Raw genomic sequence first — 22,504 nt, forward strand, 5'->3', positions numbered from 1 at the left:
GGTCGTCGCCCCGGTGCGACAGGGGGCTCAGGGGCAGCCGGAGCTGACCTCGAGCGCGTCATAGGCCATCCAGCCGTTGCGGCGGGTGCCGGTGGCGGCGATGACATAGCCATAGATGAACTTCATGGTTCCCGACTGCTGGCGGTAGCGCCCCGCGCTGTCCTGCACCCAGAGCGGGATGTCGATGGAGGGCGCGCCCGAGTTCGTCGGCACGTCCAGGCGCTGGAACTTCGTGCCCGCGGGGAAGTGGTCCACTGCCACGCCGCCCAGGCCGAAGCCCGGCACGTTGAAGGTGAGGTTCGCCGAGCGCAGGCCGTTGGCGCGCACGAGCGGCAGGTAGTCACCCGCGCGCTCGTTGGACGACGTCGTGTCGTAGACCACCTTCTTCACTTCGAGCGCCGGGTCGTGCGAGTTGCGCACGGCGTAGCACGCCATCTTGCTCAGCCCGGAGCTCAGCGCGGAGACGTGGCCGACCTTCTCCTCGAAGGAGGTGCGCCCCAGGATGGCGGACATGGGCAGCCAGCCGGAGCTGGAGTTGGACGTCGACGTCGCGAACGCGTGCAGCTCACCCGCGAAGGTGCGCGTCTGGCCGTAGTTGAAGAGGGAGCGCGTCCGGGTGGACGTGCCCATGATGGTGCCGTTGCCGTCGCGGATGGGCACGCCCGTGGTGATGCCCCATGAATCATCGTCGGTCGTGTCGTTGGTCTCCACGCGGTTGCCGCCGGAGGGCCGCAGCTTGCAGTTGTACGGGCTCTCCTCGCACACCGTCCCGTTCACGCCGGAGAAGGCCGCCTGCCGCGTGGTGGCCAGGTCCTCCCCCTCAAGCACCTCGCCGCCACAGGCGACGGAGCTCAGCACCACGGTGCACATCACTGCTTTTTGGAAGTTCATGATAAAAATGGAAATCTTATTTTACCTGCTTTGTCAAATGGCGAGGCCATGGCATTGCCCGCCATTTGGCATGGCCGGATTGCGTCGCGTACGCGCAGTGCGCTCAGGGATTGGTTCGCGCCGGAAACGCCAGCGCGTGGAGGGGCTCCGGGAGCTGTTGCCGCTGCCAGGCGCGCTCGCGGGCGGTGGCTTCCGCGACGTCGGTGGCTTCGGCCGCGCCGTGGGCCGCGGCGGTCGCCGCGTAGGTGGCGGCGTGCGGCGCGTGGGTCGTGACGTGGGCGGTGGCGGCGGCATGTCCCGCTGCACGGGCCGCGGCGCAGGCGGAGGCGTGCGCGGTGGCGTCGCGGGCGGCGGCGTGCGCGGCGAAGGCGGCGGCGCGTGCCTCGCTCATGGCCAGTGCTCCTTGTGCCCAGGCTCGCGCGGCTTCAATGGCACGGCGGGGACGGAGGTCCTCCGGGAACTTCTCTTCGAAGAAGGGGAGCACGTGCTCGGCGCAGTCGGCGGCCCAGCGGGCCAGGGACTCGTGGTCGGACCTGTCGAGCTTCATGCCCCCCGCTCCTTCCTGCGTCACCCACCTCTCGTGTTCTCTGTCATTCCAGGCGGACAGGTCAATGCGGGCGCTGACGCATCCGCGCCATGCGTCCGGGAAGGGACTTCCGATGTTTCCAGCCACGAACCCTGGCGGGCCCGTGGCACCGGAGACGTGAGCCTTCAGCGCTCCGGTTCTTCGTCTTCGTTCAGGAGACTGTGTTTGCGAAGCTTGTCGTGCAGCGTGGCGCGGCCGATGCCCAGCGCCTTCGCGGCTTCCGTGCGCTGACCCTTGGACGCCGCGAGCGCGGCGAGGATGAGCTCCCGCTCGTGCGCATCCAGCTTCTCGCGCAGCGTGGCGCCGGTGGATGGGACCTGGGGCGTGCTGGGGCCACCGCCGGGCAGCAGCTCCAGGTCCAGCGTGCCGTCAGGGGACAGCACCACGGCGCTCTCCAGGGCGTTCTCCAGCTCGCGCACGTTGCCGGGCCAGGGGTAGGCCGTGAGGCGCTCCAGGAGGGTGGGCGTCAGTTGCACCGGCGGCATGCGGAAGCGCTCGGTGTGGCGGGCGAGGAAGTGCTTCGCGAGCGCGGCGATGTCTTCCGGGCGGCTTCGCAGCGGGGGCACCTGGAGCGTCACGACCTTGAGGCGGTAGTAGAGGTCCTCGCGGAAGCGGCCCTCGGCCACGCGCTGGGGCAGGTCGCGGTGGGTAGCGGCCAGCACGCGGACATCCACGGGGAAGGAGCGGTCCTCGCCCACGGGCCGCACTTCGCCCTCCTGGAGGACGCGCAGGAGCTTTGCCTGGAGGGGCAGGGCGAGCTCTCCCACTTCGTCCAGGAGCAGGGTGCCTCCGGAGGCCTCGCGGAAGAGGCCCGGACGGGCGCGCACGGCGCCGGTGAACGCGCCCCGCGCATGGCCGAAGAGCTCCGCCTCCGCGAGCTCCGGCGTGAGGGCGGCGCAGTTGAAGCGCACGTAGGGCTTGTCCGCGCGCGGAGAGGCGCGCACCAGGGCCTCGGCGACGCGCTCCTTGCCGGTGCCGCTCTCGCCGGTGATGAGCACGGTGACGTCGCGGGGGCCCACGCGCTGGATGAGCAGGGCCAGGCGGGCCATGGACGGCGACACGAAGACCAGCGAGCGCAGCAGGTTCACTTCGCCGGACAGCCGTTCGTTCTCCGCCTCCAGCTGGACCATTCCGAGCGCGCGGCGCACCACGGCCAGCACGTCGTCCACGTCGAACGGCTTGCGGAAGTAGTCCAGCGCGCCGAGCTTCATGGCCTCCACGGCATGACGTTCGGAGCCATGCGCGGTGATGAGGATGACGCGGGGCGCATGCGGACGCGCGGCGACGCGGCGCAGGAGTTCCATGCCATCCACACGCGGCATGCGCAGGTCGCTGAGCACCAGGTCCACGGGCGGCTCCGTGTCCAGGCGAGCCAGCGCGGCCTCTCCATCCACGGCCTCTTCGACGGTGAGTCCGTCGTCCTCCAGCAGGCCACGCAGCGTGTAGCGCACACCCGCGTCGTCATCCGCCACCAGCACGCGCGCCTTCACGACAGGGCCTCCTTTCGCGGCGCTTCGACCATCGGGGACGCGGCCGGAAGGAGCAGCTCCGCCACGCAGCCTCCGCCGTCGCGTGCGCGCAGGCTCAGCTCTCCGCCATGTTGTCGCATCAGCGCTCGCGACAGCGCGAGTCCCAGTCCGGAGCCATGCGGCTTCGTGGTGATGCCCGGCTCGAAGACACGCTCCCTCACTTCTTCCGCGAGCCCGGGGCCCCGGTCGCGCACCTCCACGCGGCCCCCGCCTCCCGGCAGCGCCCAGGACTGGAGCTCCACCGTGGTTCCCCTGGGCGCGGCGTCCAGCGCGTTCTGCACGACATCGATCAGCACCTGCCGCACCTTGCGCGCGTCGCACCACGCTTCCGCGGGTGGCCCCTCGGTGACTCTCAGCGCCACGCCCCGCTCTCCCGCCATGCCCTCGTGCAGCTCCACCACCTGCCGGCACAGGCCGTCCAATGGCACGTGCGCTTCATTGAGCGGGAGCAGCGGCCGGGAGAAGTTGAGGAACCCTTCGAGGATCTCCTGCATCCGGTCCACCTCCCGGCGCAGCACCGCCAGCCGCTCCGCGGGCCGGCCCTCCACCTCGCGGGCGATCATCGCGGCCAATCCCTTCACGCTCGCCAGCGGGTTCTTCAGCTCGTGGGCAATCTCTCCCGACAGCGTGGTGAGCGAGCGCACCCGCTCCTCGTGGGCCTTCAGGGCTTCATCCCGCGCGTCCAGCGCCGTGCGCACCATGCCCCGGAACGTGTGCCGCATCGTCGTGCCGATGAAGTTCGCCCAGACCACCAGGAACGTCGTCACCACGAGCATCGTCACGAGCAGTGCGTTGCTGTGCCCCGCGCGCTGTCCTCCTCCAAAGAGCGCGGGCACCAGGTCCCCCACCACACCCGTGAAGGTCACCGCCGCCTGCACGCCCACCAGCGCGAGCAGGTAGCCCGCCCACCTGCGAGCCCTGGCCGGTGGAAAGAGGATCGCCGTGGCGAAGGCCACCGGCAGCACCAGGGGAATGAGCGGGCTCTCCAGTCCTCCCAGCGACAGGTTCACCACCGTGAACAGGGGGAACGCCACCAGCGGCAAGGCCGTGCCCTGCTCGTGTGACAACACCGGCTGCCGCCGCCATGACCGGGCGACCCCCAACCCCACCAGCACCAGCCCCAACGCCAACGCCACGCACCACCGGCGCCACTCCGCCGTGTCGCCGATGAGCCCCAGCGACCCCATCACCACCGGGAGGGGGCTCAGGAACAGCAGCACCTTCGTCACCTGCCGGAACATCCGCGAGAACGCCTCGCGCTGGACCTGCTCGACTCCGGCGGCCGTGGGCTGGGGTAGGGAATGCAAGGCGCGTCCTCCTGGACCGTGGGCGCTACCCTATGCCCAAGCAAGGCGGATGCCCCAGCCCGTGTGCCCTGGCGCCGCTCCCGCTTCGCCCCCTTCTTGTTCGGCGGCCCGGCGCCCGCGTCGGAAATCCGAACAGGGCAGGGCCCTGCCCCCGGGGGCTCCCCTGGCGTTCAGTGCTGGCACGTCCGGTGCTCAAGGTGACGCCAGGACACAGGGCCAGGACGGCCCCGTGCGCCGGACGCGGACTCCCTGGAACGGGCAGGCGTAGCGTGGAGCCGCCGCGTTCCGGGGGCGCTTCATTCGCGGCATGGGCCGCGCCAGGAGGCTGGGGTGTCGGGACCGGGCAGGAAGTCGAAACACTCGAAGCGAGGCATCGTCGCGGGGGCCATCCTGGTCGCCGTCATCGCCAGCGGCATCCTCTGGCTGCGGCGGCCGGTCCCGGAACCGCCGCCGCGCTTCACCGGCTACGTCGTCAGCGACAACGTCTACCTGTCCTCCCCGGTGGCCGGCATGGTGGCGTCCGTCGCGGTGGTGCGCGGGCAGCGCGTGGAGCCAGGCACGCCGCTGTTCCGCATGGAGCCCACGTCGCTGGTGGCACGGGCCGACCAGGCGCGGGCGCAGGTGGGGCAGATTGAAGCCCAGCTCCTCGCGCGGCAATCGGACGTGGCCCGCGCCCGTGCCTCGCTCGCCGCCGCGCAGGCGGAAGTGGAGCGCGCGGACGCGGATCTGGCCCGCCTCGTCGCCGTCCAGAAGGCGATGGAGGGCGCCGTGACGCCCCAGCAGTTGGACCTGCTGCGCGCCACCGCGACCCGCGCCCACGCCCAGCGCGACGCGGCCCGCACGGACGTGGCGGCGGCGGGGGCGCAGCTGGAGGTCGTCCGCGCCCAGCTCACCAGCGGACGCGCGGGCGTCACCGCCGCGCAGCAGCAGGTCGTGGAGCTGGCGCCCGTGTCGCCTGTCGTGGGCCGCGTGGAGGACGTCCTCTTCCAGCCGGGCGAGTGGGCCGTGCCCAACGCCCCCGTCGTCAGCATCATCCCGGACGCGAAGCTCAAGGTGCGCTTCTACGTGCCGCAGGGGCGGGTGGCGTCCTTTCCGCCGGGCACCGCCGTGAACATCGCCTGCGACGGCTGCGACACCGGGATGACGGCGCGCGTGGACTACGTCGCCTCGCGCCCTGAATACACGCCGCCCATCATCTACAGCCTGGAGACGCGGCAGAAGCTGGTGTTCCTGGTGGAGGCCGTGCCCTCCGCGCCCACGCGGCTGCTGCCAGGACAGCCCATCGACGTGACGCCGCTGAAGCAGGCATCGGTGGAGGCCGACCGATGAACGAGCGGGCCATCGACGTGCGCGGGCTCAACAAGTCCTTTGGCGACCGGCACGTCGTGCGGGACGTCTCCATCGCCGTGGACACCGGGCGCATCACCGGCTTCCTGGGCCCCAACGGCTCCGGCAAGACGACGACGCTGCGGCTGTTGTGCGGCCTGCTCACGCCCGACAGCGGCGAGGGCACCGTGCTGGGCCTGGACTTCCGCGCCCGGGGCGACGCCATCAAGCGCCAGACGGGCTACATGACGCAGAAGTTCTCCCTCTACGAGGACATGACGCTGGAGGAGAACCTGGCCTTCGTCGCGCGCGTCCACGGGTTGGAGCAGCGGCGCGAGCGCGTGGAGGACACGCTCCACCGGCTGGGCCTCTTCGACCGGCGCCGGCAGCTCGCGGGCGCGCTCTCCGGTGGCTGGAAGCAGCGCCTGGCCCTGGCCGCAGCGACGCTGCACGAGCCCCGGCTGCTGCTTTTGGACGAACCCACCGCGGGCGTGGACCCCAAGGCCCGCCGCGAGTTCTGGGATGAAATCCATACGCTCGCCGCGGGAGGCCTCACGGTGCTGGTGTCCACGCACTACATGGACGAAGCCGAGCGGTGCCATGACATCGGCTACATCCTGTATGGCCGCCTCATCGCCCGAGGCACCGCGGACTCGATCATCCGTGACTCGGGGCTGGTGACGTTCCTGGGGGAAGGGCCGGGCATCGACCGCGCGGCGCACCTGCTGGCCCAGGCGGACGGCGTGCTCAGCGCCTCAGCGTTCGGCGCCGCCGTGCACGTCAGCGGGGTGAAGCGCGAAGCCCTGGAGGCCGCGCTCGCCCCCTGGCGCAAGGAGCCCTTCCGGTGGAGCGAGGTGCCGCCCTCCCTGGAGGACGTCTTCATCCAGCTCATGGGTCGTGAGCGCGACGAACGGTACACGTCATGAGGGGCTCCCTGCCGCGCATCCTGGCCGTGCTGCTCAAGGAGTTCACGCAGCTGCGGCGCGACCGCATCACGTACGCGATGATCCTCGTCATGCCGGTGATGCAGCTGCTCATCTTCGGCTACGCCATCAACATGGACCCCCGGCACCTGCCCGCCGCGGTGCTGTCCCACGACACCAGCACCCTGGCGAACTCCGTCGTCTCAGCGCTGGAGCGCACCGGCTACGTGGACGTGCGCTACCTGCCGCGCTCCGACGAAGAGCTGGACCAGCTCATCCGCCGGGGCCAGGTGCTGCTGGGCATCACCATCCCCCCGGACTTCACCCGGCGGGTGCTCAAGGGGGAGCGCGCTCAAATCCTGGCGGAGGCGGACGCCTCCGACCCGCAGGCCGCCGCGGGCGCGCTGGCCGCGGTGAGCGTGCTGCCCACGGAGGCGCTGCGCAACGAACGGGTGGGACTGGGCATGCCCCGGTCCACCGCGCCGCCGTTCGAGGTGGTGGTGCACCGGCGCTACAACCCGGAGAGCCGCTCGCCGTTCAACATCGTGCCGGGGCTCCTGGGCATCATCCTGTCCATGACGCTGGTGATGATGACCGCCATGGCCGTCACCCGCGAGCGCGAGCGCGGCACCATGGAGACGCTGCTGTCCACGCCCGCCACCCCGGTGGAGATCATGGTGGGAAAGCTCACGCCGTACGTCGTCGTGGGGCTGATCCAGACCGTCGTCGTGCTGGTCATGGCGCGGGGGTTGTTCTCGGTGCCCATGGCACGCACGGCCGCCGGATGGCTGGCATTGGCGTGCGGCATCGTGCTGTTCATCGTGGGCAACCTGTCGCTGGGCTACCTCATCTCCACCGTGGCGCGCAGCCAGTTGCAGGCGATGCAGATGTCCATGTTCTACATGCTGCCGTCCATCTTCCTCTCCGGCTTCGCCTTCCCCTTCCTGGGGCTGCCGCCGTGGGCGCGGGTCCTGGGCGAAATCATCCCCGTCACCCACTTCCTGCGCATCGTCCGGGGCGCGCTGCTCAAGGAGCAGGTGCTCGCGGACATGGGCAATGACCTCTTGGCGCTGGGGCTGTTCGTGCTCGCGGTGGCGGGCGCGGCGCTCGCGCGTTCGCGCACCACCCTGGATTGAGGAGCCCCCTTCCCTCAGTAGGGGAGGGGTTCCTCCTGGAACGAGCGTCCGCTGGCGGTGAGCGACTTGCCCTCGTGCCAGAGCAGCTCCTCCGTGCGCAGCAAAAGCTCCGTGAGCCCTTCGCCCGTGCGCGCGCTGATGGGGACGCCTTCGTTCGCATGGGCCTCCAGGGTCGACATGACGCCCTCCACGCCGCCTTCCAGCAGGTCGCTCTTGTTGAACACGAGCAGGCGCGGCGTGTCCTGCAAGCCCAGGTCCTGGAGGATCTTCTCCACGGCCTCCATCTGCAGCCGGTACGCCGGGTCCGACGCGTCCACCACGTGCAGCAGCAGGTCCGCGTCCGCCAGCTCCTCCAGCGTGGCGCGGAAGGCATTCACCAGGGTGCGCGGCAGCGCGCGGATGAAGCCCACGGTGTCGGTGATGATGACCTCGCGGTCGCGCGGGAAGCGCAGCCGGCGGCTGCTGGGGTCGAGCGTGGCGAAGAGCTTGTCCTCCACCACCACGTCCGAGTCCGTCAGGTGGTTGAGCAGCGTGGACTTGCCCGCGTTCGTGTACCCGACGATGGAGATGATGGGCACGTCGTGCCGCACGCGACGCTGACGGCGCACCTGCCGGCCCGCACCCACCGCATCAATGCGCTTCTCCAGCAGTGAGATGCGGTCGCGCACCCGGCGTCGGTCGATCTCCAGCTTCGTCTCACCGGGCCCCCGCCCGCCGATGCCGCCCATGAGCCGGGAGAGCCCTTCGTCCCGCTGCGCGAGCCGGGGCAGCCGGTAGCGCAGCTGGGCCAGCTCCACCTGGAGCCGGCCTTCGGCGCTGTGCGCGTGCTGCGCGAAGATGTCCAGGATGAGCTGCGTGCGGTCCAGCACCTTCAGCGACGTGTGGTCGGAGATGTGCCGGGCCTGCGCGGGCGTCAGGTCGTGGTCGAAGATGATCATGTCCGCGAACCGCTGCATCGCCCGCAGGTTCAGCTCCTCCAGCTTCCCCCGGCCCACGACGAACCGCGGGTCGAGCTGGCTGCGCGCCTGGAAGGCGACGTCGAGCACCTCGATGCCCGCCGTCCGCGCCAGCTCCCGCAGCTCGGCCATGGACGCCTCCGCGGCGGCGCGGCCCTCCAGGGCCACTCCGACGAGCAGGGCCCGCCCCTGCGTGATGACCTCCTGGCCCGCGATGGCATGGCCGAAGGCCTCCTCCAGTTCCTCGGCCAGGGCCACGGGGTCGACGTCGAGCGCATGGACGTCCGGGGCCTTCCGCGTCTTCCAGAAGCGCTCCCGGGGGCCAGCGGATTCAGGGTCCAGGTGGCCCAGGTAGACCTTGCCCGGCTGGCCGTCCGGGCGCGTCTCGATGGCGCAGACGAGGTCCAACCGGAGCAGTGCGAGGTCGGTGATGTCGTCGGGCGTGAGCGGTTCGTCCTTCAGGTGCGTGTGCACGAGGCGCAGCCCGCGAAGCCGCGTGTCTCCCGCGCGCATGCGGCCCACGTCGGGAAGCTCCAGCCGGGTCGCGTCGCCGACCATGACGGCTTCGATTCCTCCGCGCCGGTCGATGAGCACGCCCACCTGACGGCCCGTCTCCTGGCTGAGCGCGCACAGATGCCCGGCGAGCTGGGGGCTCACGACCTCCTGGGGCCGCACGTGCAGGCCCCAGGTCGCCTCCAGGCGCTGGAGCTGGCTGGGCTTGAGCCCTTGGGTGTTTCCATGGATGGCGGGCATCGTGGGGGCCTTCCTGTCGTCGGGAGCCGGTGCTCCAGGGTCTTCCGTTCACGCTAAGCACCCGCTCGCAGCCCGCCGCGTCATCCCGGCGGGCCGCGTCAACATGCGGTCCTCTGGAGCATTCGTGGGGGTGCGGCGATCCAAACGGACCGCTGATTGCAATCTCCTTGCGCACCGGAGCCACGCCCCACGTGGTTTCGCGGGGTTCACTCCCGCGTCCGGTCTGGAGATGCCCATGTCCCGTGACAACTCCTTCGCGGCAGGTGCGGTGCGGACTTCGCGCCGGCAGGATGCGCCGCGTTCAAGCCTCCATCGGTGGGGGAGGGTGGTCCTCCCACCCGTGCTCCTGTTCATGACGACGCTCGCCGCCGGCTGTGGCGACGAGGACTGCGTTCCCCGGACGTGCGAGTCGCAGGGCTTCAACTGCGGTGAGGCGACGGATGGCTGTGGCAAGCCGCTCGAGTGCGGCACCTGCTCGGCGCCCTCCTCCTGTGGTGGAGGCGGCCAGGAGAATGTCTGTGGCTGCACCGCGCAGAAGACGGAGTGCAGCCCCGGCGTGGAGTGTGGCGTCGAACCGGATGGCTGCGGTGGCACCATCAGCTGTGGGGTCTGCACGGCGCCGGAGGTGTGTGGGGGGCGTGGCGTGCAGCAGACCTGCGGCATCCCCGCCGCCGCCCGCGAGTGCAGCGACGGCTGGTGCTGGGAGTATCCGCTGCCCCATGGCTACAGCTTCCTGGGCGCGCACTTCCGCGCTCCCGATGATGGGTGGGCGGTGGGCGAGGACGGCTTCATCCAGCACTGGGATGGAACGCGGTGGACGCGCGTGGCCAGCGGGACGCTGACGTCGCTGCGCGACGTGCACGCCCTCTCCCCGACGGACGTGTGGACGGTGGGCGCGGGCGGCACCGTGCTCCACTCCACGACGGGCGGGGCCTTCTCCCCCGTGAGTTCCGGGACGACGCGCGACCTGCGGTCCGTGTGGGCCTCCGGCCCGAGCGACGTCTGGGCCGTGGGCGCGGGCGGCACCGTGCGGCGCGACCGGGGCAGCGGTTTCCAGGGCGTGGACGTGGCCTCGACGAAGGACCTCAACGGCGTGTGGGGCAGCGGGCCTTCGGATGTCTGGATGGTGGGGCAGTCCGGCACGCTGCGCCGGTACGACGGCAACACCGTCTCCAGCATCGACGCGGGCACGACGGACATCGACTTCCACGACGTGACGGGCACCGGCCCGAACGACGTCTGGACCGTGGCCTCGGATGACCCCTGCATCTTCTGCGACGACTTCGGCCAGGTGTTCCACACCACGCCCGCAGGCGTCGAGCAGTCGCTGCGCTCGTCGGATCAGCTGTTCTCCGTGTACGCCGCGTCGCCGTCGCTGGTGCTGACCGGCGGAGAGGACTTCGGCTACGTCTACAACGGCACGAAGTGGACGGACACGGACGAGGACGCCGTGGGGGCCATCACCGGCAGCGGGCCTGACGACGTGTGGTCCTTTGGCCCGGGCGGGCAGGTGCAGAAGTGGACCGGGCAGGCGTGGAGCTCCAGGGCGCCGCTGCGCATGCTGAGCGCGGCGCGGGCCATCCATGGCACGGGGCCGTCGGACATGTGGGCCGTAGGGGACTCGGGCCGCGTGCTGCACTGGAACGGCGGCGGCTGGATCGAGCCTTCGCTGGCTTCCTTCACCACCGACAATGTGTCGGGCGTGTACGCGGCCTCTCCGACGGCGGTCTGGGTGACGACGTCGTTCTTCCGCCGCATCCTCCGGTTCGACGGGACCCGCTTCAACGAGGAGTTCAAGTCGGATACGCCGAAGCTGTACGCCATCCACGGCGCGTCGGCGACGGACCTCTGGGCGGTGGGTGAGTCCGGCGAAGCGATCCACTCCGATGGCGCCACCTGGACGCGGATGCCCACGGGGGCCAGCGCGACGCTCAACGCCGTCTGGGTGCAGGGCGCCTCGCTGGCCATCGCGGTGGGCGACGCCGGCACCATCATGCGCTGGGACGGCGCCGCCTGGACCGCCCTGGACTCCGGCGTCACCGTGTCCCTGAAGGCCGTATGGGGCAGCGGCCCGAACGACGTCTGGGCCGCGGGCGCGGGGGGCACGCTGCTGCGCTACAACGGGGCCCTCTGGCTTCCTGTCGCCAGTGGTACCTCGTCCCAGCTCAACGGCCTGATGGGGCGCTCCGCCACCGAGGTCTGGGCGGTGGGGGACAACGGCACGCTGCTGCGCTTCGACGGCGGCAAGTGGACCGCGGAGACCACCGGCACCCGCCGCGTCCTCCGGGGCGTGTGGGCGCCGTCGTCCTCGGAGCTGTGGATGGTGGGGGACACGGCGGTCCTGCACAGACCCTGACACCCGCCGTTCACCGCGACCTCCGGCGCGCTCCCGCCCTGTAGATTGGGGCGGGACACGTCCGCCAAGGAGCGCGCATGGGCTGCTGTCACTACCCCGCCGTGAAGGAAGGCTGCGACAGCGCCTTCACGGTGGACACCTCCCGCATCACCTTCGGCCCGGGCTGTCTCTTGGAGGTGGGCGACCGGGCTCGGGCGCTCGGGATGAAGCGGGTGGCGCTGTTCTCCGACGCGCGCGTGGCGGGGCTGCCGCACTTCGCGAAGGTGCGCCAGTCGCTGCTCGCCGCCGGGCTGGACGTCGTCGTCTTCACGGACGTGCACGTCGAGCCCACGGACCAGTCCTTCCTGGAGGCGGCGCGCTTCGCCACCGAGGCCCGGCCGGACGGCTACGTGTCGCTGGGCGGCGGCTCCGTCATCGACACCTGCAAGGCGGCGAACCTCTACGCCACGCATCCGGCGGACTTCCTCGCCTACGTGAACGCGCCGGTGGGGGAGGGACGTGCGGTTCCCGGGCCCCTCAAGCCGCACATCGCGTGCCCCACCACGTCCGGGACGGGCAGCGAGGTGACGGGCATCACCATCTTCGACCTGCTGTCGCTGTCCGCGAAGACGGGCATTGCGTCACCGGCGCTGCGGCCCACCGAGGCGCTCATCGACCCGGACTGCACCGCGACCCTGCCCGGGGAGGTCGTCGCGGCCAGCGGGCTGGACGTGCTGTCGCACGCGCTGGAGTCCTATACGGCGCGGCCCTTCGTCCACCGTCCCGCCCCCGCGCGCCCGAGCCTCCGGCCGATGAGCCAGGGCGCCAACCCGTGGAGCGACCTGGGCTGCCGCGAGGCCCTGCGCCTGATGGGCCTGTACCTGGAGCGCGGCGTGAAGGACGCACGGGACACGGAGGCCCGGGAGCAGCTCATGTGGGCGGCCACGCTCGCGGGCATCGCGTTCGGCAACGCGGGCGTGCATGCGCCGCATGGCATGGCCTACGCGGTGGCGGGGCGGGTGCGCGACTTCCGCCCGTCCGGCTATCCCCAGGACGAGCCGCTGGTGCCGCACGGCCTGGCCGTCATCGTCAACGCCCCTGCGGTGTTCCGCTACACGGCCGCCGCCAACCCGGAGCGCCACCTGGAGGCCGCGGGCTTCCTGGGCGCGGACGTGCGCGGCGCGGGCAGCGGGGACGCGGGCGAGGTGCTCGCGGGCCGCGTCGTCCAGTTGATGCGCGCGGTGGGCGTGCCCAACGGCCTGGAGGGCGTAGGCTACACGGGCGCGGACGTGGACGCGCTCACGGAGGGCGCATTCCCGCAGCAGCGCCTGCTCCAGAACGCGCCCCGGGAGATGACCCGCCCCGTCCTCACGGAGCTGTTCCGCCAGGCGCTGCGCTACTGGTAACCCGAACCCGACGAGGACCCTCCCGTGCCCGACGCAGAGACGGCCGACCGCTACCGCTACTTCCTGCCCATCACCACGCGGTGGATGGACAACGACGTGTACGGCCACATCAACAACGTCACGTACTACAGCTACTTCGACACCGTCGCGAACCACTACCTCATCCACGAGGGCGGCCTGGACATCCACACCAGCGCGGTCATCGGGTTGGTGGTGGAGTCGAAGTGCGCCTACCGCGCGCCGCTCGCGTATCCGGACCGCCTGAGGGCGGGCCTGCGCGTGGACACGCTGGGCAACCGCTCGGTCACCTACGGCATCGCCATCTTCAAGGAGGGCGACGAGCAGGCGGCGGCGCATGGCCACTTCGTGCACGTCTTCGTGGACCGGCAGACGCGAAGGGCCGTGGCCATGCCTGACCGGCTGCGCGAAGCGCTGAAGAGGCTGGTCGTGACGCCACGCGAGCAGGCCTGAGCGCGAGGTGCCGCAAGGGCTCCCTGGCGACCGGGGAGCCCCTGCCGTCCCGTGTCCCGAATCCGGCTTGCCGTCATCACCATCGTCTTCGTGTACCCCCACAGAAGGAGATGGATGATGTGTTGCAACACTCGAATCTGGCATTCCCACCACTGCGTCCTGCCGCCGTACATCCACCGGCACATTGCCCAGAACGGCTCGCCGCAGCAGCGCGCGCAGGCCCTGCGGACGCTCTCCATCGATAACACCCTGCGCGCCATCCGCCTGTCCTCCAGCGGCGCGCCCCAGGCGGCGAAGCGCCTCATCCCGGGCCCCATGATCGTGGAGAGCCAGAAGCGCCGCACCATCTACGACGTGAAGAACTCCGAGGCCCTTCCGGGAGTGGAGGTCCGCGGCGAGGGAGCGAACGACACCGGCAACGCGGCGGTCGACGAGGCCTACGTCGGCCTGGGCGCGACCTACGACCTCTACTGGGATGTCTACGGCCGCAACTCCATTGACGGCAACGGCATGCCCCTCAACGGGCACGTCCACTATGGCAGCGGCTACGACAACGCCTTCTGGGACGGCGAGCGCATGGTGTTCGGCGACGGCGACGGCGACCTCTTCAACCGCTTCACCATCTCGGTGGACGTCATCGGGCACGAGCTGACCCACGGCGTGACGGAGCACGAGGGCCCTCTTGCCTACTTCTCCCAGGCGGGCGCGCTCAACGAGCACATGTCGGACTGCTTCGGCTCGATCGTGAAGCAGCGCCTGTTGAACCAGACGGCGGACCAGGCCGACTGGCTCATCGGCGCGGGGCTCCTGACGGACAAGGTCCAGGGCAAGGCCCTGCGCTCCATGAAGGACCCCGGCACCGCGTTCGATGATCCGGTGCTCGGCAAGGATCCGCAGCCGGCCCTGATGAAGGACTTCGTGAGCACGTGGGAGGACAACGGCGGCGTGCACATCAACTCCGGCATCCCCAACAAGGCCTTCTGCCTCGCGGCCATCAACCTGAAGGGCTACGCGTGGGAGAAGGCGGGCCTCATCTGGCTGGAGACGCTGCGCGACTCCCGGCTGAAGCCCAACGCCTCGTTCCTCTCCTTCGCCCGGCTCACCGTGACGGCAGCCGTCCGGCTCTACGGCAGCGGCGACGAGGAGCAGATCGTGCGCGACGCCTGGAACCAGGTGGGCATCAAGGTCTCCAAGGAGCGGGCGGGCGCGCCGGCCTGGACTCCGCAGCTGCCGAAGCAGGCCACTCAGCCGGTGCAGCGCAAGCACTAGGCCCTGGGGTCGACGGAATGCGAATCGAACTCAAGCGGGAGGGAGGCATCGCCTTCTTCCCGGGTCTCGCCAGGCCCCGCACCGTGGACCTGGCGGCACTGCCTCCCGCCACGGCGGAGGCACTCCAGCGGGAGGTGCGGGAGGCGCGCTTCTTCGAACAGCCGGCCACCGTGGGCGGAGGGCCCACGGCGGGGGCGGACCGGACGCGCTACACCGTCACCATCGAGGATGACGGTGGGCGGCGGCACTCGGTCCAGATGGTGGAGCCGGTGAAGGAGCCTCACCTGCGCTCCCTGCTGGAGCTCATCCAGAAGGCCGCGCGGGGGTAGCGCCTAGTAGTGCGGACGGGTGGGCAGGTTCAGGTCGTCGCGGAGGACGTTCTCCCCGGGGCGTCCGCCCTGCACCACGTCCGGCGTGGCGGGGTTCTGGTCCAGGTCGATGGGCAGGCCCACCGCGGACGTCTCGCGGTTGTTCACGCCGTCCTTCGCACCCTGCGCCAGCGTGCCGTTGGCGTAGTCCGAGGCGTGCACCAGCTCGTGGAACAGGCCGACGACGGGCGGGCGGTTCTGCCAGTCCTCGGTGCCCAGCGAGATGCGCGTGGTGTTGTAGTTCACCGTGCCGTTGGTGCCCTTGTTCTTCGTGCCGTCCGCGTTGAGCCAGGCGTCGTCCTTGTTCTGGGCGGACGCGGAGTTGCCCTGGGCCGTCTGCTGGATGGTCGTCGTGTGGCCGCTGTCGTCCAGCGTGCGCAGCAGTTCCTGGCCCGAAGGCAGCGAGCGCATCGCGTCCAGGTCCGACTGCACGCGCGCCTGGAAGTCCGCGCTGCCCGACACCGTCACCGAGCGGCCGCGCTGGTCCGCGTCCGTCATGTCGACGATCTCGCGCTCGCCCGCGGCAGCGTCCGCGGTGGTCTCGTTCTCCTCGACGTAGAGCTTGTCGGTGCCCGTGCCGCCCGTCACCTTGTCCTTGCCCGCGCCGCCCGCCACCGCGTCGTTGCCCGTGCCGCCGCTCAGCGTGTCGTCGCCGCGCCCGCCGATGACCTGATCATCGCCCGCGCCGCCGTAGGCCCGGTCATTGCCCGCGCCACCGTCGATGTAGTCGCGGCCGTTGCCTCCGGACACGTAGTCGTTGCCGTCCAGGCCGTAGAGCACGTCGCGGCCCTCGCCGCCCAGGATGCGGTCATCGCCCGCGCCGCCCTCCAGGTAGTCGTCGCCGTCCTGGCCCTGCAGCGTGTCCTTGCCCTCGCCACCGATGACGGTGTCGTTGCCCGCGCCGCCGACGAGCGTGTCGTTGCCCTTGCCACCGGTGAGCTTGTCGTCGCCCGCGCCGCCGTCCAGCGTGAGGTCCTGCGTGACGCTCGCGTCCACGGTGATGGAGTCGTTGCCGTCACCGCCGTTGATGATGGCGCCCTTGGCCTGCTCCGCGGTGAGCGTCACCGTGTCGCTGCCGGACTTGATGGTGAGCCCGCCGTCCTTGTTCTGCGACACCGTGGCGGTGTTGTTGCCCGCGCCCAGGTCCACCACCGTGCGGCCCTGCGCGTTCGTGCTCACCTGCGGCGCGAGCGCCTTCGCCACGCTCTGTCCGATCTTGCTGATGGCCGAACCCAGGGCCGAACCGATGTCGCCCAGGATGCCGCCGCCGTCCTTCTTCAGCGCCGTCTCGGTGGTGCGGACCTCCTTCAGCACCTGGGGCCGCGCCGCCGTGCGAGGCCCCGCGTCGAAGCCGTCCGACATGCGCTGCGAGACGGCGGCCTTCACCGCGTTGGGCTTCGCGGGCGCCGCGGGCGTCTTCGCCGGCTGCGAGGACACAGGGGACGTGCTGCGCGAGCCGGGCTTTCCAATCGTGGTCATGTCGCTACTCCCAGGTGACGGGGACACCCGGCCAGAGGTCCCGGCGACGGGGCGCCAGGGTCGGACGAACGCCGACATTCCAGATTGTCGTGAACGTTTGCCGCCAGTTGCGTCGCCCGGCCCAGAACGACACGGCGCGGCACGGAAGTCCCTGGAATCGTTGTACTTCTCAATTCTCGAATTTCGAGATCAAGACGGTTATTTCATGTATTACGGCTTCACCGCCCACCCCCCATTCGCGGGGATACGGAGGGCGGATGACGGGAGGGAGCACCGCATGAAGCTGAAGACGTTGCTGTCCGCCGGGGTGGCGCTGGCCGCCGCGGCGTGGGCCAGTCCGGGAACGGCGGCCACGGCGAACGGCCCCATCTGCGACACGGCGGCCTACGTGAACTCGACCACCTATTACAACTGCACCGGGAGCAGCCACACGGCGCTCGACGTGGGCAACAGTTCCTGCGGCGAGTGGAACCACCGCGGCATGCTGGTGGGCAACTACTACTATTACTACTACGGCGGCTGCGCGGCGGCCTGCTACGGCTCCACCTGCAACGGCGGCGCGGGCAACTACTACGTGGTGTCCGGCGCGAACGGCTGGGACTTCCGCCAGCTGCACTTCTACGCCAACGTCAGCTCCGGCACGAAGACGTGCGACCGCTGCGCGCTGGGGCTCGTGGGCGGCACGGGCAGCGCCACCGGCCCGCACTCGCACTCGGACAACCGGCAGTACGGCACGCGCAAGTCGGCCTGGTACACCAGCGTCGGCACCACGTGCGGCACCAACGCCTACTGCAACAACCGGCTGGGCGTTCCCACGCTGTAGTCCGCGTGTCCGCCGGGCGGGGGCAGCACGTCCCCTGCCCGGCTTCACGTCCCCGACGGCTGGCGCGCCCGCGCCCGTCCTTCTCCTCCCGCGTGAGCTTCCCTTCGACATGACCTCCCGTCCCCTCTTCAAGGTCGTGCTCGCCGGCCTCGTCCTCCTCGTCGCCCTGGGCGTCGTGTGGTGGCGGGGTTCGGCCGGGCCTGATGACGCCGGTCCTCCGCCGTCCGTCGCGGCGATTCCTTCCGCGCCTGGCGCCGCCACCCACACCGCCGCCGCCACGGCCCCTCCGCCCGCCGCGCGCGCCGGACCGCGCGAGGAGATTCCCATGCCCGGGTGCTGGGACGGGCTGGCCGCGCTGGACCGCTCCGCGACGCTGGACTCGCTGCACGCCGCCGTGTCCGCCGCCATCCAGGCGCGCGACACCGCGCTGGTGGCCTATCTCCAGGAGCGCCTGACGGAGCTGGTGGGGAATGATCCGGACCGCGCGCTGCAACTGGTGGAGTGGGCGGTGAAGGCCGCGCCGCCGGAGCCGGCCATCTACCTGGAGGCCCTCAAGGCCGCGCCCGCCGTGCGCCACCCGCGCGTCACGGAGAAGTTGGTCGCGGTGGCGGAGGACAAGTCGCTGGCCACGCCGGACCGGGCCTCCGCGCTGGACGCGCTGGAGACGCAGCACCGCTTCACGCCGGAGACGCGGGGCCGGCTCAAGGCCATCGCGCTGGATGACTCGGCGGACTCCGCCGCGTGGGTGGCCACGCGCACGCTGGGCCGGGTGATGAAGGAGGACTACGAGCGCACCGGCACGTATGCGCCGTACTGGAAGGACCTGCTGGACATCGGCACCACGTCGGACGACACGGCCGTGCGGCTGCTCGCGCTGGAGATGCCGTCGTACTCCGACCCGCTGCTGGACTCGGACTCCATCGACACGCTGGCGAAGGTGATGCGCACCGACAAGGAGCGCGACGTGCGCGAGATGGCCGCCTTCCGGCTCGCCGTCACCGAGGATCCGCAGAAGGCCCTGGCCGCCTACCGCGCCGCCTTCGACGGTGAGCACGACCTGTGCGTGAGATGGGCCTTCCTGCGCTTCGCGGTGCGCGCGGCCGGCGCGGACGCGCTGCCCCTGGTGGAGGAGTTCGCGCGCAAGGACCCGCGCCTGCGGCAGGACTACCTGGACTTCAAGGCGCTGTACGCCACCGGCACGACGGACTTCGCGCGCATCTGGCTGGGCAAGAAGGAACACCACGACTGCGTGGTCGAGGAAGGAGCGCCGCACTGATGGGCTCGCGAATGAACAAGGCCCCTGGGCTCCGGCTGTCGCTCCGGCTGTCGCTCTGGCTGTCGCTCCTGCCGGGGCTGGCCCTGGCGCAGGGCGCGCCCGTCGCCGCTCCCACGCAGACGGCCTGCACGGTGGAGGGCATGCTGGACGAGGTGCGCGTCGCCATGAAGACGGGCTCGCCCGCGTACCGGAAGTACGCGCGGCTGCGTTTGAAGGAGGCCGCCATCGCCCTGCCGCCGGAGGCCCTGGGCCGGGCGGTGAGCCAGGAGCGCGACCCCGCCGTGCTGGAGGCCGTGGGCGCGGCGCTGGCCACCAAGGCGAGCAACGCGCAGAAGCCGGAGCTGCTCCAGCCGCTGCTCTCCCGCGCGAGCCAGGACGTGGATCCGGGCCTGCGCGCCGCGGCGGTGCGCGCGCTCCAGGGCTCGCCGTCGGTGGAGTTCATGGCGAAGAACGGCGACGTCGTCACCTACGAGCAGCTGGTGCGCGACAGCGCGCCGGAGGTGCGCCAGGCGGTGGTGGAGAACCTGGTGACGGAGAGCGCCGGCATCTACTTCGGCCACAACCCGGAGCTGGCGGAGGCGGCGGTGAAGGTCGCGGCGGCCTCGGATGACCCGGCGGTGGCGAAGCGGCTGCTCGGCGAGGTCTCCATGGAGGCCGCGAGCCCGGAGGCGGTGCGCAAGCTCACCCAGCAGCTGCGCTCGGAGGACGCGGGCCTGCGCGCGGCGGCGGCGAAGGCGCTGGGCGGCGTGCCGGGCTCCGAGTCCGCGGGCGCGCGCCGGTCGCTCACGTCGCTGTACAAGAGCGACAGCGACCTGGCGGTGCGCAAGTCCGCGCTGGAGGGGCTGGCGCGGCTGGGGCAGTCCGGCGCACGGCCGCTCCTGGAGTCCCTGCGCGGCGTGGATCCGCGCCTGGATCCGGAGATCGACGCGTGGCTGTCCGCGCTGAAGCGCAACCTCCAGGAGTGGCACCTCATCCTGCGGGAGAAGCAGCGCCTGTCGCCCTGAGTGCGTGCCCGCCGGGACGTCCTGTTCCATGGCGGGCATCCCCGCGTCCGGCCACCGCCGAAAAGGTGGCCGGGCGCCAGGGAGTGCGACAGGTTGGGAGGGCCATGTCCGACAGCGGTTTCGGCTCGTCCACCCTCGCCCTGGCGCTCGTTGGCAGCGCCGTCACCGTCCTCTCCACCAGCCTGGGCGCCCTGCCCGCCCTGGCCGCGCGCAGCATCTCCCAGCGCTCCAAGGACGTGCTGATGGGCTTCAGCGCGGGCGTGATGCTCGCGGCCACGGCCTTCTCACTCATCGTGCCCGCCATCCACCTGGTGGAGGAGCGCACCCCGTCGCGCTTCTTTCCGGCGGTGGTGGTGGGCGGCAGCATGCTGGTGGGCGGCCTCTTCCTGCACCTGTGCAACCGCTTCATCCCGCATGAGCACTTCATCAAGGGCCAGGAGGGCAACGCGGAGGCCGTGAACTTGAAGCGCATCTGGCTGTTCGTGCTGGCCATCGCGCTGCACAACTTCCCGGAGGGGCTGGCGGTGGGCACCGGCGTGGGCAGCCGCTCCATGACCATCGCGGTGCCCATCCTCGTGGGCATCGGGTTGCAGGACATCCCGGAGGGCTTCGTCGTCGCGCTGGCGCTGATGGGCGTGGCCTACAGCCGCAAGCAGGCGGTGCTGGTGGCGCTCTACACGGGGCTGGTGGAGGGGGTGGCCGCGCTGGTGGGCTTCTTCGCCACGTCGTTCGCGTCGGGCGTGCTGCCCTGGGCGCTCGCGTTCGCGGGCGGGTCCATGCTGTACGTCGTCAGCGACGAGATGATCCCCGAGAGCCACCGCCAGGAGTACGCGAAGGAGGCCACTGCCGGGCTGATGGTGGGCTTCGTGCTGATGATGTTCCTGGACGTGACGCTGAGCTGACGCGCTGCCCTGGGCGCGAGCCACGTCTGTGTCCTGGTGGACACCCGGCTGCCCCGCCCCGGGTGGCCCGGACGTGGTAGTTTCGAGCGCATGTCTGTGTCGGATCGAACCCGCATCGACGGGCCCCCCGGGGAGTCGAAGGACAAGGGCGCCCGCCCGGACGAAGAGGGGGCGGAAGCCGCGCTCCATGTGACGCTGCCCTATGAGCAGGCCCGCCGTCCGGGGGACCTGCCCACGGTGCGGCGCTTCCGCCTGTCCGTGGTGGAGGGCCCGGGCGCGGGCACGGTGTGGGAGTCCACGGCGGACACCTGTTCGGTGGGCTCGCACCCGCTCAACGACTTCGCGGTGGAGGACTCCACCGTGTCGCGCTTCCACTGCGAGGTGCGAATCGGGCCCAAGGGCCCGCAGGTGAAGGACCTGGACAGCCTCAACGGCGTCATCGTGGACGGCGTGCAGGTGGTGGAGGGCATCCTGCGCAGCGGCAGCCTGCTGCGGCTGGGCCGCGTGGTGCTGCGGTTCGACTTCAGCGCGGAGAGCAACCGGCTGCCCCTGTCGGAGTTGACGCGCTTCGGCACGCTGGTGGGCACGTCCGTGGCCATGCGCGGCTGCTTCGCGATGATGGAGCGGGCCTCCGCGCGCGACGTCACGGTGCTGCTGGAGGGAGAGACGGGCACGGGCAAGAGCCAGGCGGCGCTCGCCATCCACCAGGCCAGCCGGCGCAAGGACGCGGCGTTCCTGGTGGTGGACTGCGGCGCCATCCCCCCGCACATCCTGGAGAGCGAGCTGTTCGGCCACGAGAAGGGCTCCTTCACCGGCGCTGTGAGCCGGCGCGCGGGCGTCTTCGAGGAGGCCGACGGCGGCACCGTCTTCCTGGACGAGATTGGCGAGCTGCCTCCGGAGCTGCAGCCCAAGCTGTTGCGCGTGCTGGAGAACCGGGAGATCCGCCGGGTGGGCAGCAACACGCACCAGCCGGTGGACGTGCGGCTCATCGCGGCCACGCACCGCGACCTGCGCGCGGAGGTGAACGCGGGCCGCTTCCGCTCCGACCTGTTCTTCCGGCTCGCGGTGCTGAAGATCGCGATGCCGTCCCTGCGTCAGCGCCCGGAGGACCTGCCCCTGCTGGTGTCGGGCATCCTGGAGTCGCTGGGCGCCGACCCGGAGCGCACGGGCGCGCTGCGCACGCAGGAGTTCCTGTCGCGCCTGCGGCACGCGGCGTGGCCCGGCAACGTGCGCGAGCTGCGCAACCACCTGGAGCGCTGCCTGGTGTTCGAGGACGCGCTACCGCTGGCGGAGGAGGACTCGCGTCCGGAGGGCAGCCCGCTGGAGGTGGACCTGTCGCGGCCGTACGCGGAGCAGCGCCGGCGCGTGGTGGACGACTTCGAGCGGCGCTACCTGCGCGCGCTGCTGGAGAAACACCAGGGCAAGGTGGCCCAGGCCGCCATCACCGCGGGCATGGACCGCGTGCACTTCTACCGGCTCCTGCGCAGGCACGGCATCAAGCCGTGAGGGGGCCATGAGGTAGCCCCCTGCCGGAGGCGAAGCGGCCCAACTGGTCCGACAGTCGGACCAGTTGCCCAGGACCGCGCCCGGCACCCGCCCTCCCTACCGTCTGGCGGAGAGCCGCCAGCGCTCCGGCGCGTCCGGCAGGAGGCTGGCGGCGAAGTCCATCTCCAGTCCCCGCAGCGCCGGGCCGGTGACGACGGCCGTGGAGCCCTCCCCGTCGTCGCGCACCCAGCCGGGCAGGTGGAGCAGGCCCCCTTCCCC

Annotated in this window: 19 protein-coding genes; 13 read left to right on the forward strand and 6 right to left on the reverse strand. The window is 71.1% G+C overall.

Features of this window, described 5'->3' with window-relative positions:
- Nucleotides 1-27: 27 nt before the first annotated feature.
- From D7W79_RS05275 to D7W79_RS05290, 4 genes are all read right to left on the reverse strand, one after another.
- Nucleotides 28-891, reverse strand: coding sequence for a hypothetical protein (locus tag D7W79_RS05275; protein WP_120524228.1), 864 nt, complete (start codon nucleotides 889-891; stop codon nucleotides 28-30).
- 103 nt (nucleotides 892-994) lie between these two features.
- Entirely contained in the window at nucleotides 995-1,438 is a 444-nt protein-coding gene (locus tag D7W79_RS05280; RefSeq protein ID WP_120524229.1) for a putative immunity protein, read from the reverse strand.
- 164 nt (nucleotides 1,439-1,602) lie between these two features.
- On the reverse strand, nucleotides 1,603-2,967 hold the full coding sequence (locus D7W79_RS05285) for a sigma-54-dependent transcriptional regulator (protein ID WP_120524230.1): 1,365 nt from the start codon (nucleotides 2,965-2,967) through the stop codon (nucleotides 1,603-1,605).
- Nucleotides 2,964-4,313, reverse strand: coding sequence for a sensor histidine kinase (locus D7W79_RS05290; RefSeq protein WP_147441806.1), 1,350 nt, complete (start codon nucleotides 4,311-4,313; stop codon nucleotides 2,964-2,966). The genes D7W79_RS05285 and D7W79_RS05290 overlap by 4 nt, the downstream gene beginning before the upstream one ends.
- A 330-nt stretch (nucleotides 4,314-4,643) precedes the next feature.
- Here D7W79_RS05290 and D7W79_RS05295 point away from each other — a divergent pair, with 330 nt between their 5' ends.
- From D7W79_RS05295 to D7W79_RS05305, 3 genes are read left to right on the forward strand one after another with little or no spacing between them, the layout of a single operon-like run.
- Nucleotides 4,644-5,642, forward strand: a complete 999-nt coding sequence (locus D7W79_RS05295; RefSeq protein WP_120524232.1) for an HlyD family secretion protein — start codon at nucleotides 4,644-4,646, stop codon at nucleotides 5,640-5,642.
- Complete coding sequence (locus D7W79_RS05300) at nucleotides 5,639-6,565, forward strand: ABC transporter ATP-binding protein (RefSeq protein WP_120524233.1); 927 nt, start codon at nucleotides 5,639-5,641, stop codon at nucleotides 6,563-6,565. The genes D7W79_RS05295 and D7W79_RS05300 overlap by 4 nt, the downstream gene beginning before the upstream one ends.
- On the forward strand, nucleotides 6,562-7,698 hold the full coding sequence (locus tag D7W79_RS05305) for an ABC transporter permease (protein WP_120524234.1): 1,137 nt from the start codon (nucleotides 6,562-6,564) through the stop codon (nucleotides 7,696-7,698). The genes D7W79_RS05300 and D7W79_RS05305 overlap by 4 nt, the downstream gene beginning before the upstream one ends.
- A gap of 14 nt (nucleotides 7,699-7,712) precedes the next feature.
- Here D7W79_RS05305 and hflX read toward each other — a convergent pair whose 3' ends face one another.
- Entirely contained in the window at nucleotides 7,713-9,407 is a 1,695-nt protein-coding gene (gene hflX / locus D7W79_RS05310) for a GTPase HflX (RefSeq protein WP_120524235.1), read from the reverse strand.
- A gap of 352 nt (nucleotides 9,408-9,759) precedes the next feature.
- On the opposite strand from hflX, the gene D7W79_RS05315 reads away from it, so the two are divergent.
- From D7W79_RS05315 to D7W79_RS05335, 5 genes are all read left to right on the forward strand, one after another.
- Nucleotides 9,760-11,763, forward strand: coding sequence for a beta propeller repeat protein (locus tag D7W79_RS05315; protein WP_208729640.1), 2,004 nt, complete (start codon nucleotides 9,760-9,762; stop codon nucleotides 11,761-11,763).
- Nucleotides 11,764-11,840: 77 nt separating this feature from the next.
- On the forward strand, nucleotides 11,841-13,148 hold the full coding sequence (locus tag D7W79_RS05320) for a hydroxyacid-oxoacid transhydrogenase (protein WP_120524237.1): 1,308 nt from the start codon (nucleotides 11,841-11,843) through the stop codon (nucleotides 13,146-13,148).
- Nucleotides 13,149-13,172: 24 nt separating this feature from the next.
- Nucleotides 13,173-13,619 carry an acyl-CoA thioesterase gene (locus D7W79_RS05325; RefSeq protein ID WP_208729641.1) on the forward strand — a complete coding sequence of 149 codons (447 nt, stop codon included), beginning with the start codon at nucleotides 13,173-13,175 and terminating at the stop codon, nucleotides 13,617-13,619.
- Between the two features lie 117 nt (nucleotides 13,620-13,736).
- Nucleotides 13,737-14,888: a M4 family metallopeptidase gene (locus D7W79_RS05330; RefSeq protein ID WP_120524247.1), complete on the forward strand. Its 1,152-nt coding sequence runs from the start codon at nucleotides 13,737-13,739 to the stop codon at nucleotides 14,886-14,888.
- Between the two features lie 17 nt (nucleotides 14,889-14,905).
- On the forward strand, nucleotides 14,906-15,217 hold the full coding sequence (locus D7W79_RS05335) for a protealysin inhibitor emfourin (protein ID WP_120524238.1): 312 nt from the start codon (nucleotides 14,906-14,908) through the stop codon (nucleotides 15,215-15,217).
- Between the two features lie 3 nt (nucleotides 15,218-15,220).
- Here D7W79_RS05335 and D7W79_RS45655 read toward each other — a convergent pair whose 3' ends face one another.
- The gene (locus D7W79_RS45655; protein ID WP_120524239.1) at nucleotides 15,221-16,735 is read right to left on the reverse strand and encodes a M91 family zinc metallopeptidase; all 1,515 of its coding nucleotides are present in this window, start codon (nucleotides 16,733-16,735) and stop codon (nucleotides 15,221-15,223) included.
- 277 nt (nucleotides 16,736-17,012) lie between these two features.
- Here D7W79_RS45655 and D7W79_RS05345 point away from each other — a divergent pair, with 277 nt between their 5' ends.
- From D7W79_RS05345 to D7W79_RS05365, 5 genes are all read left to right on the forward strand, one after another.
- A complete protein-coding gene (locus tag D7W79_RS05345; RefSeq protein WP_120524240.1) occupies nucleotides 17,013-17,558 on the forward strand; it encodes a M23 family metallopeptidase in 546 nt (181 codons plus the stop codon).
- Between the two features lie 109 nt (nucleotides 17,559-17,667).
- Complete coding sequence (locus D7W79_RS05350; RefSeq protein ID WP_120524241.1) at nucleotides 17,668-18,834, forward strand: HEAT repeat domain-containing protein; 1,167 nt, start codon at nucleotides 17,668-17,670, stop codon at nucleotides 18,832-18,834.
- A complete protein-coding gene (locus tag D7W79_RS05355) occupies nucleotides 18,834-19,838 on the forward strand; it encodes a HEAT repeat domain-containing protein (protein WP_120524242.1) in 1,005 nt (334 codons plus the stop codon). Before D7W79_RS05350 ends, D7W79_RS05355 begins: the two co-directional genes overlap by 1 nt.
- Before the next feature lie 104 nt (nucleotides 19,839-19,942).
- Nucleotides 19,943-20,740 (forward strand): ZIP family metal transporter, encoded by a 798-nt coding sequence (locus D7W79_RS05360; RefSeq protein ID WP_120524243.1) that lies wholly within the window; start codon nucleotides 19,943-19,945, stop codon nucleotides 20,738-20,740.
- Nucleotides 20,741-20,830: 90 nt separating this feature from the next.
- A complete protein-coding gene (locus tag D7W79_RS05365; RefSeq protein WP_244221608.1) occupies nucleotides 20,831-22,246 on the forward strand; it encodes a sigma 54-interacting transcriptional regulator in 1,416 nt (471 codons plus the stop codon).
- Nucleotides 22,247-22,504 lie beyond the last annotated feature (258 nt).

It is taken from the genome of Corallococcus exercitus, assembly GCF_003611585.1.
GTDB classification, from domain to species: domain Bacteria; phylum Myxococcota; class Myxococcia; order Myxococcales; family Myxococcaceae; genus Corallococcus; species Corallococcus exercitus.

Excerpts from the sequence above, each read along its gene's own strand:
- D7W79_RS05320 (WP_120524237.1), top strand. The coding sequence starts at position 11,841 with ATGGGCTGCTGTCACTACCCCGCCGTGAAGGAAGGCTGCGACAGCGCC.
- D7W79_RS05330 (WP_120524247.1), top strand. The coding sequence starts at position 13,737 with ATGTGTTGCAACACTCGAATCTGGCATTCCCACCACTGCGTCCTGCCG.
- D7W79_RS45655 (WP_120524239.1), bottom strand. The coding sequence starts at position 16,735 with ATGACCACGATTGGAAAGCCCGGCTCGCGCAGCACGTCCCCTGTGTCC.
- D7W79_RS05280 (WP_120524229.1), bottom strand. The coding sequence starts at position 1,438 with ATGAAGCTCGACAGGTCCGACCACGAGTCCCTGGCCCGCTGGGCCGCC.
- D7W79_RS05275 (WP_120524228.1), bottom strand. The coding sequence starts at position 891 with ATGAACTTCCAAAAAGCAGTGATGTGCACCGTGGTGCTGAGCTCCGTC.
- D7W79_RS05355 (WP_120524242.1), top strand. The coding sequence starts at position 18,834 with ATGGGCTCGCGAATGAACAAGGCCCCTGGGCTCCGGCTGTCGCTCCGG.
- D7W79_RS05350 (WP_120524241.1), top strand. The coding sequence starts at position 17,668 with ATGACCTCCCGTCCCCTCTTCAAGGTCGTGCTCGCCGGCCTCGTCCTC.
- D7W79_RS05300 (WP_120524233.1), top strand. The coding sequence starts at position 5,639 with ATGAACGAGCGGGCCATCGACGTGCGCGGGCTCAACAAGTCCTTTGGC.
- hflX (WP_120524235.1), bottom strand. The coding sequence starts at position 9,407 with ATGCCCGCCATCCATGGAAACACCCAAGGGCTCAAGCCCAGCCAGCTC.
- D7W79_RS05315 (WP_208729640.1), top strand. The coding sequence starts at position 9,760 with ATGACGACGCTCGCCGCCGGCTGTGGCGACGAGGACTGCGTTCCCCGG.
- D7W79_RS05305 (WP_120524234.1), top strand. The coding sequence starts at position 6,562 with ATGAGGGGCTCCCTGCCGCGCATCCTGGCCGTGCTGCTCAAGGAGTTC.
- D7W79_RS05345 (WP_120524240.1), top strand. The coding sequence starts at position 17,013 with ATGAAGCTGAAGACGTTGCTGTCCGCCGGGGTGGCGCTGGCCGCCGCG.
- D7W79_RS05335 (WP_120524238.1), top strand. The coding sequence starts at position 14,906 with ATGCGAATCGAACTCAAGCGGGAGGGAGGCATCGCCTTCTTCCCGGGT.
- D7W79_RS05360 (WP_120524243.1), top strand. The coding sequence starts at position 19,943 with ATGTCCGACAGCGGTTTCGGCTCGTCCACCCTCGCCCTGGCGCTCGTT.
- D7W79_RS05365 (WP_244221608.1), top strand. The coding sequence starts at position 20,831 with ATGTCTGTGTCGGATCGAACCCGCATCGACGGGCCCCCCGGGGAGTCG.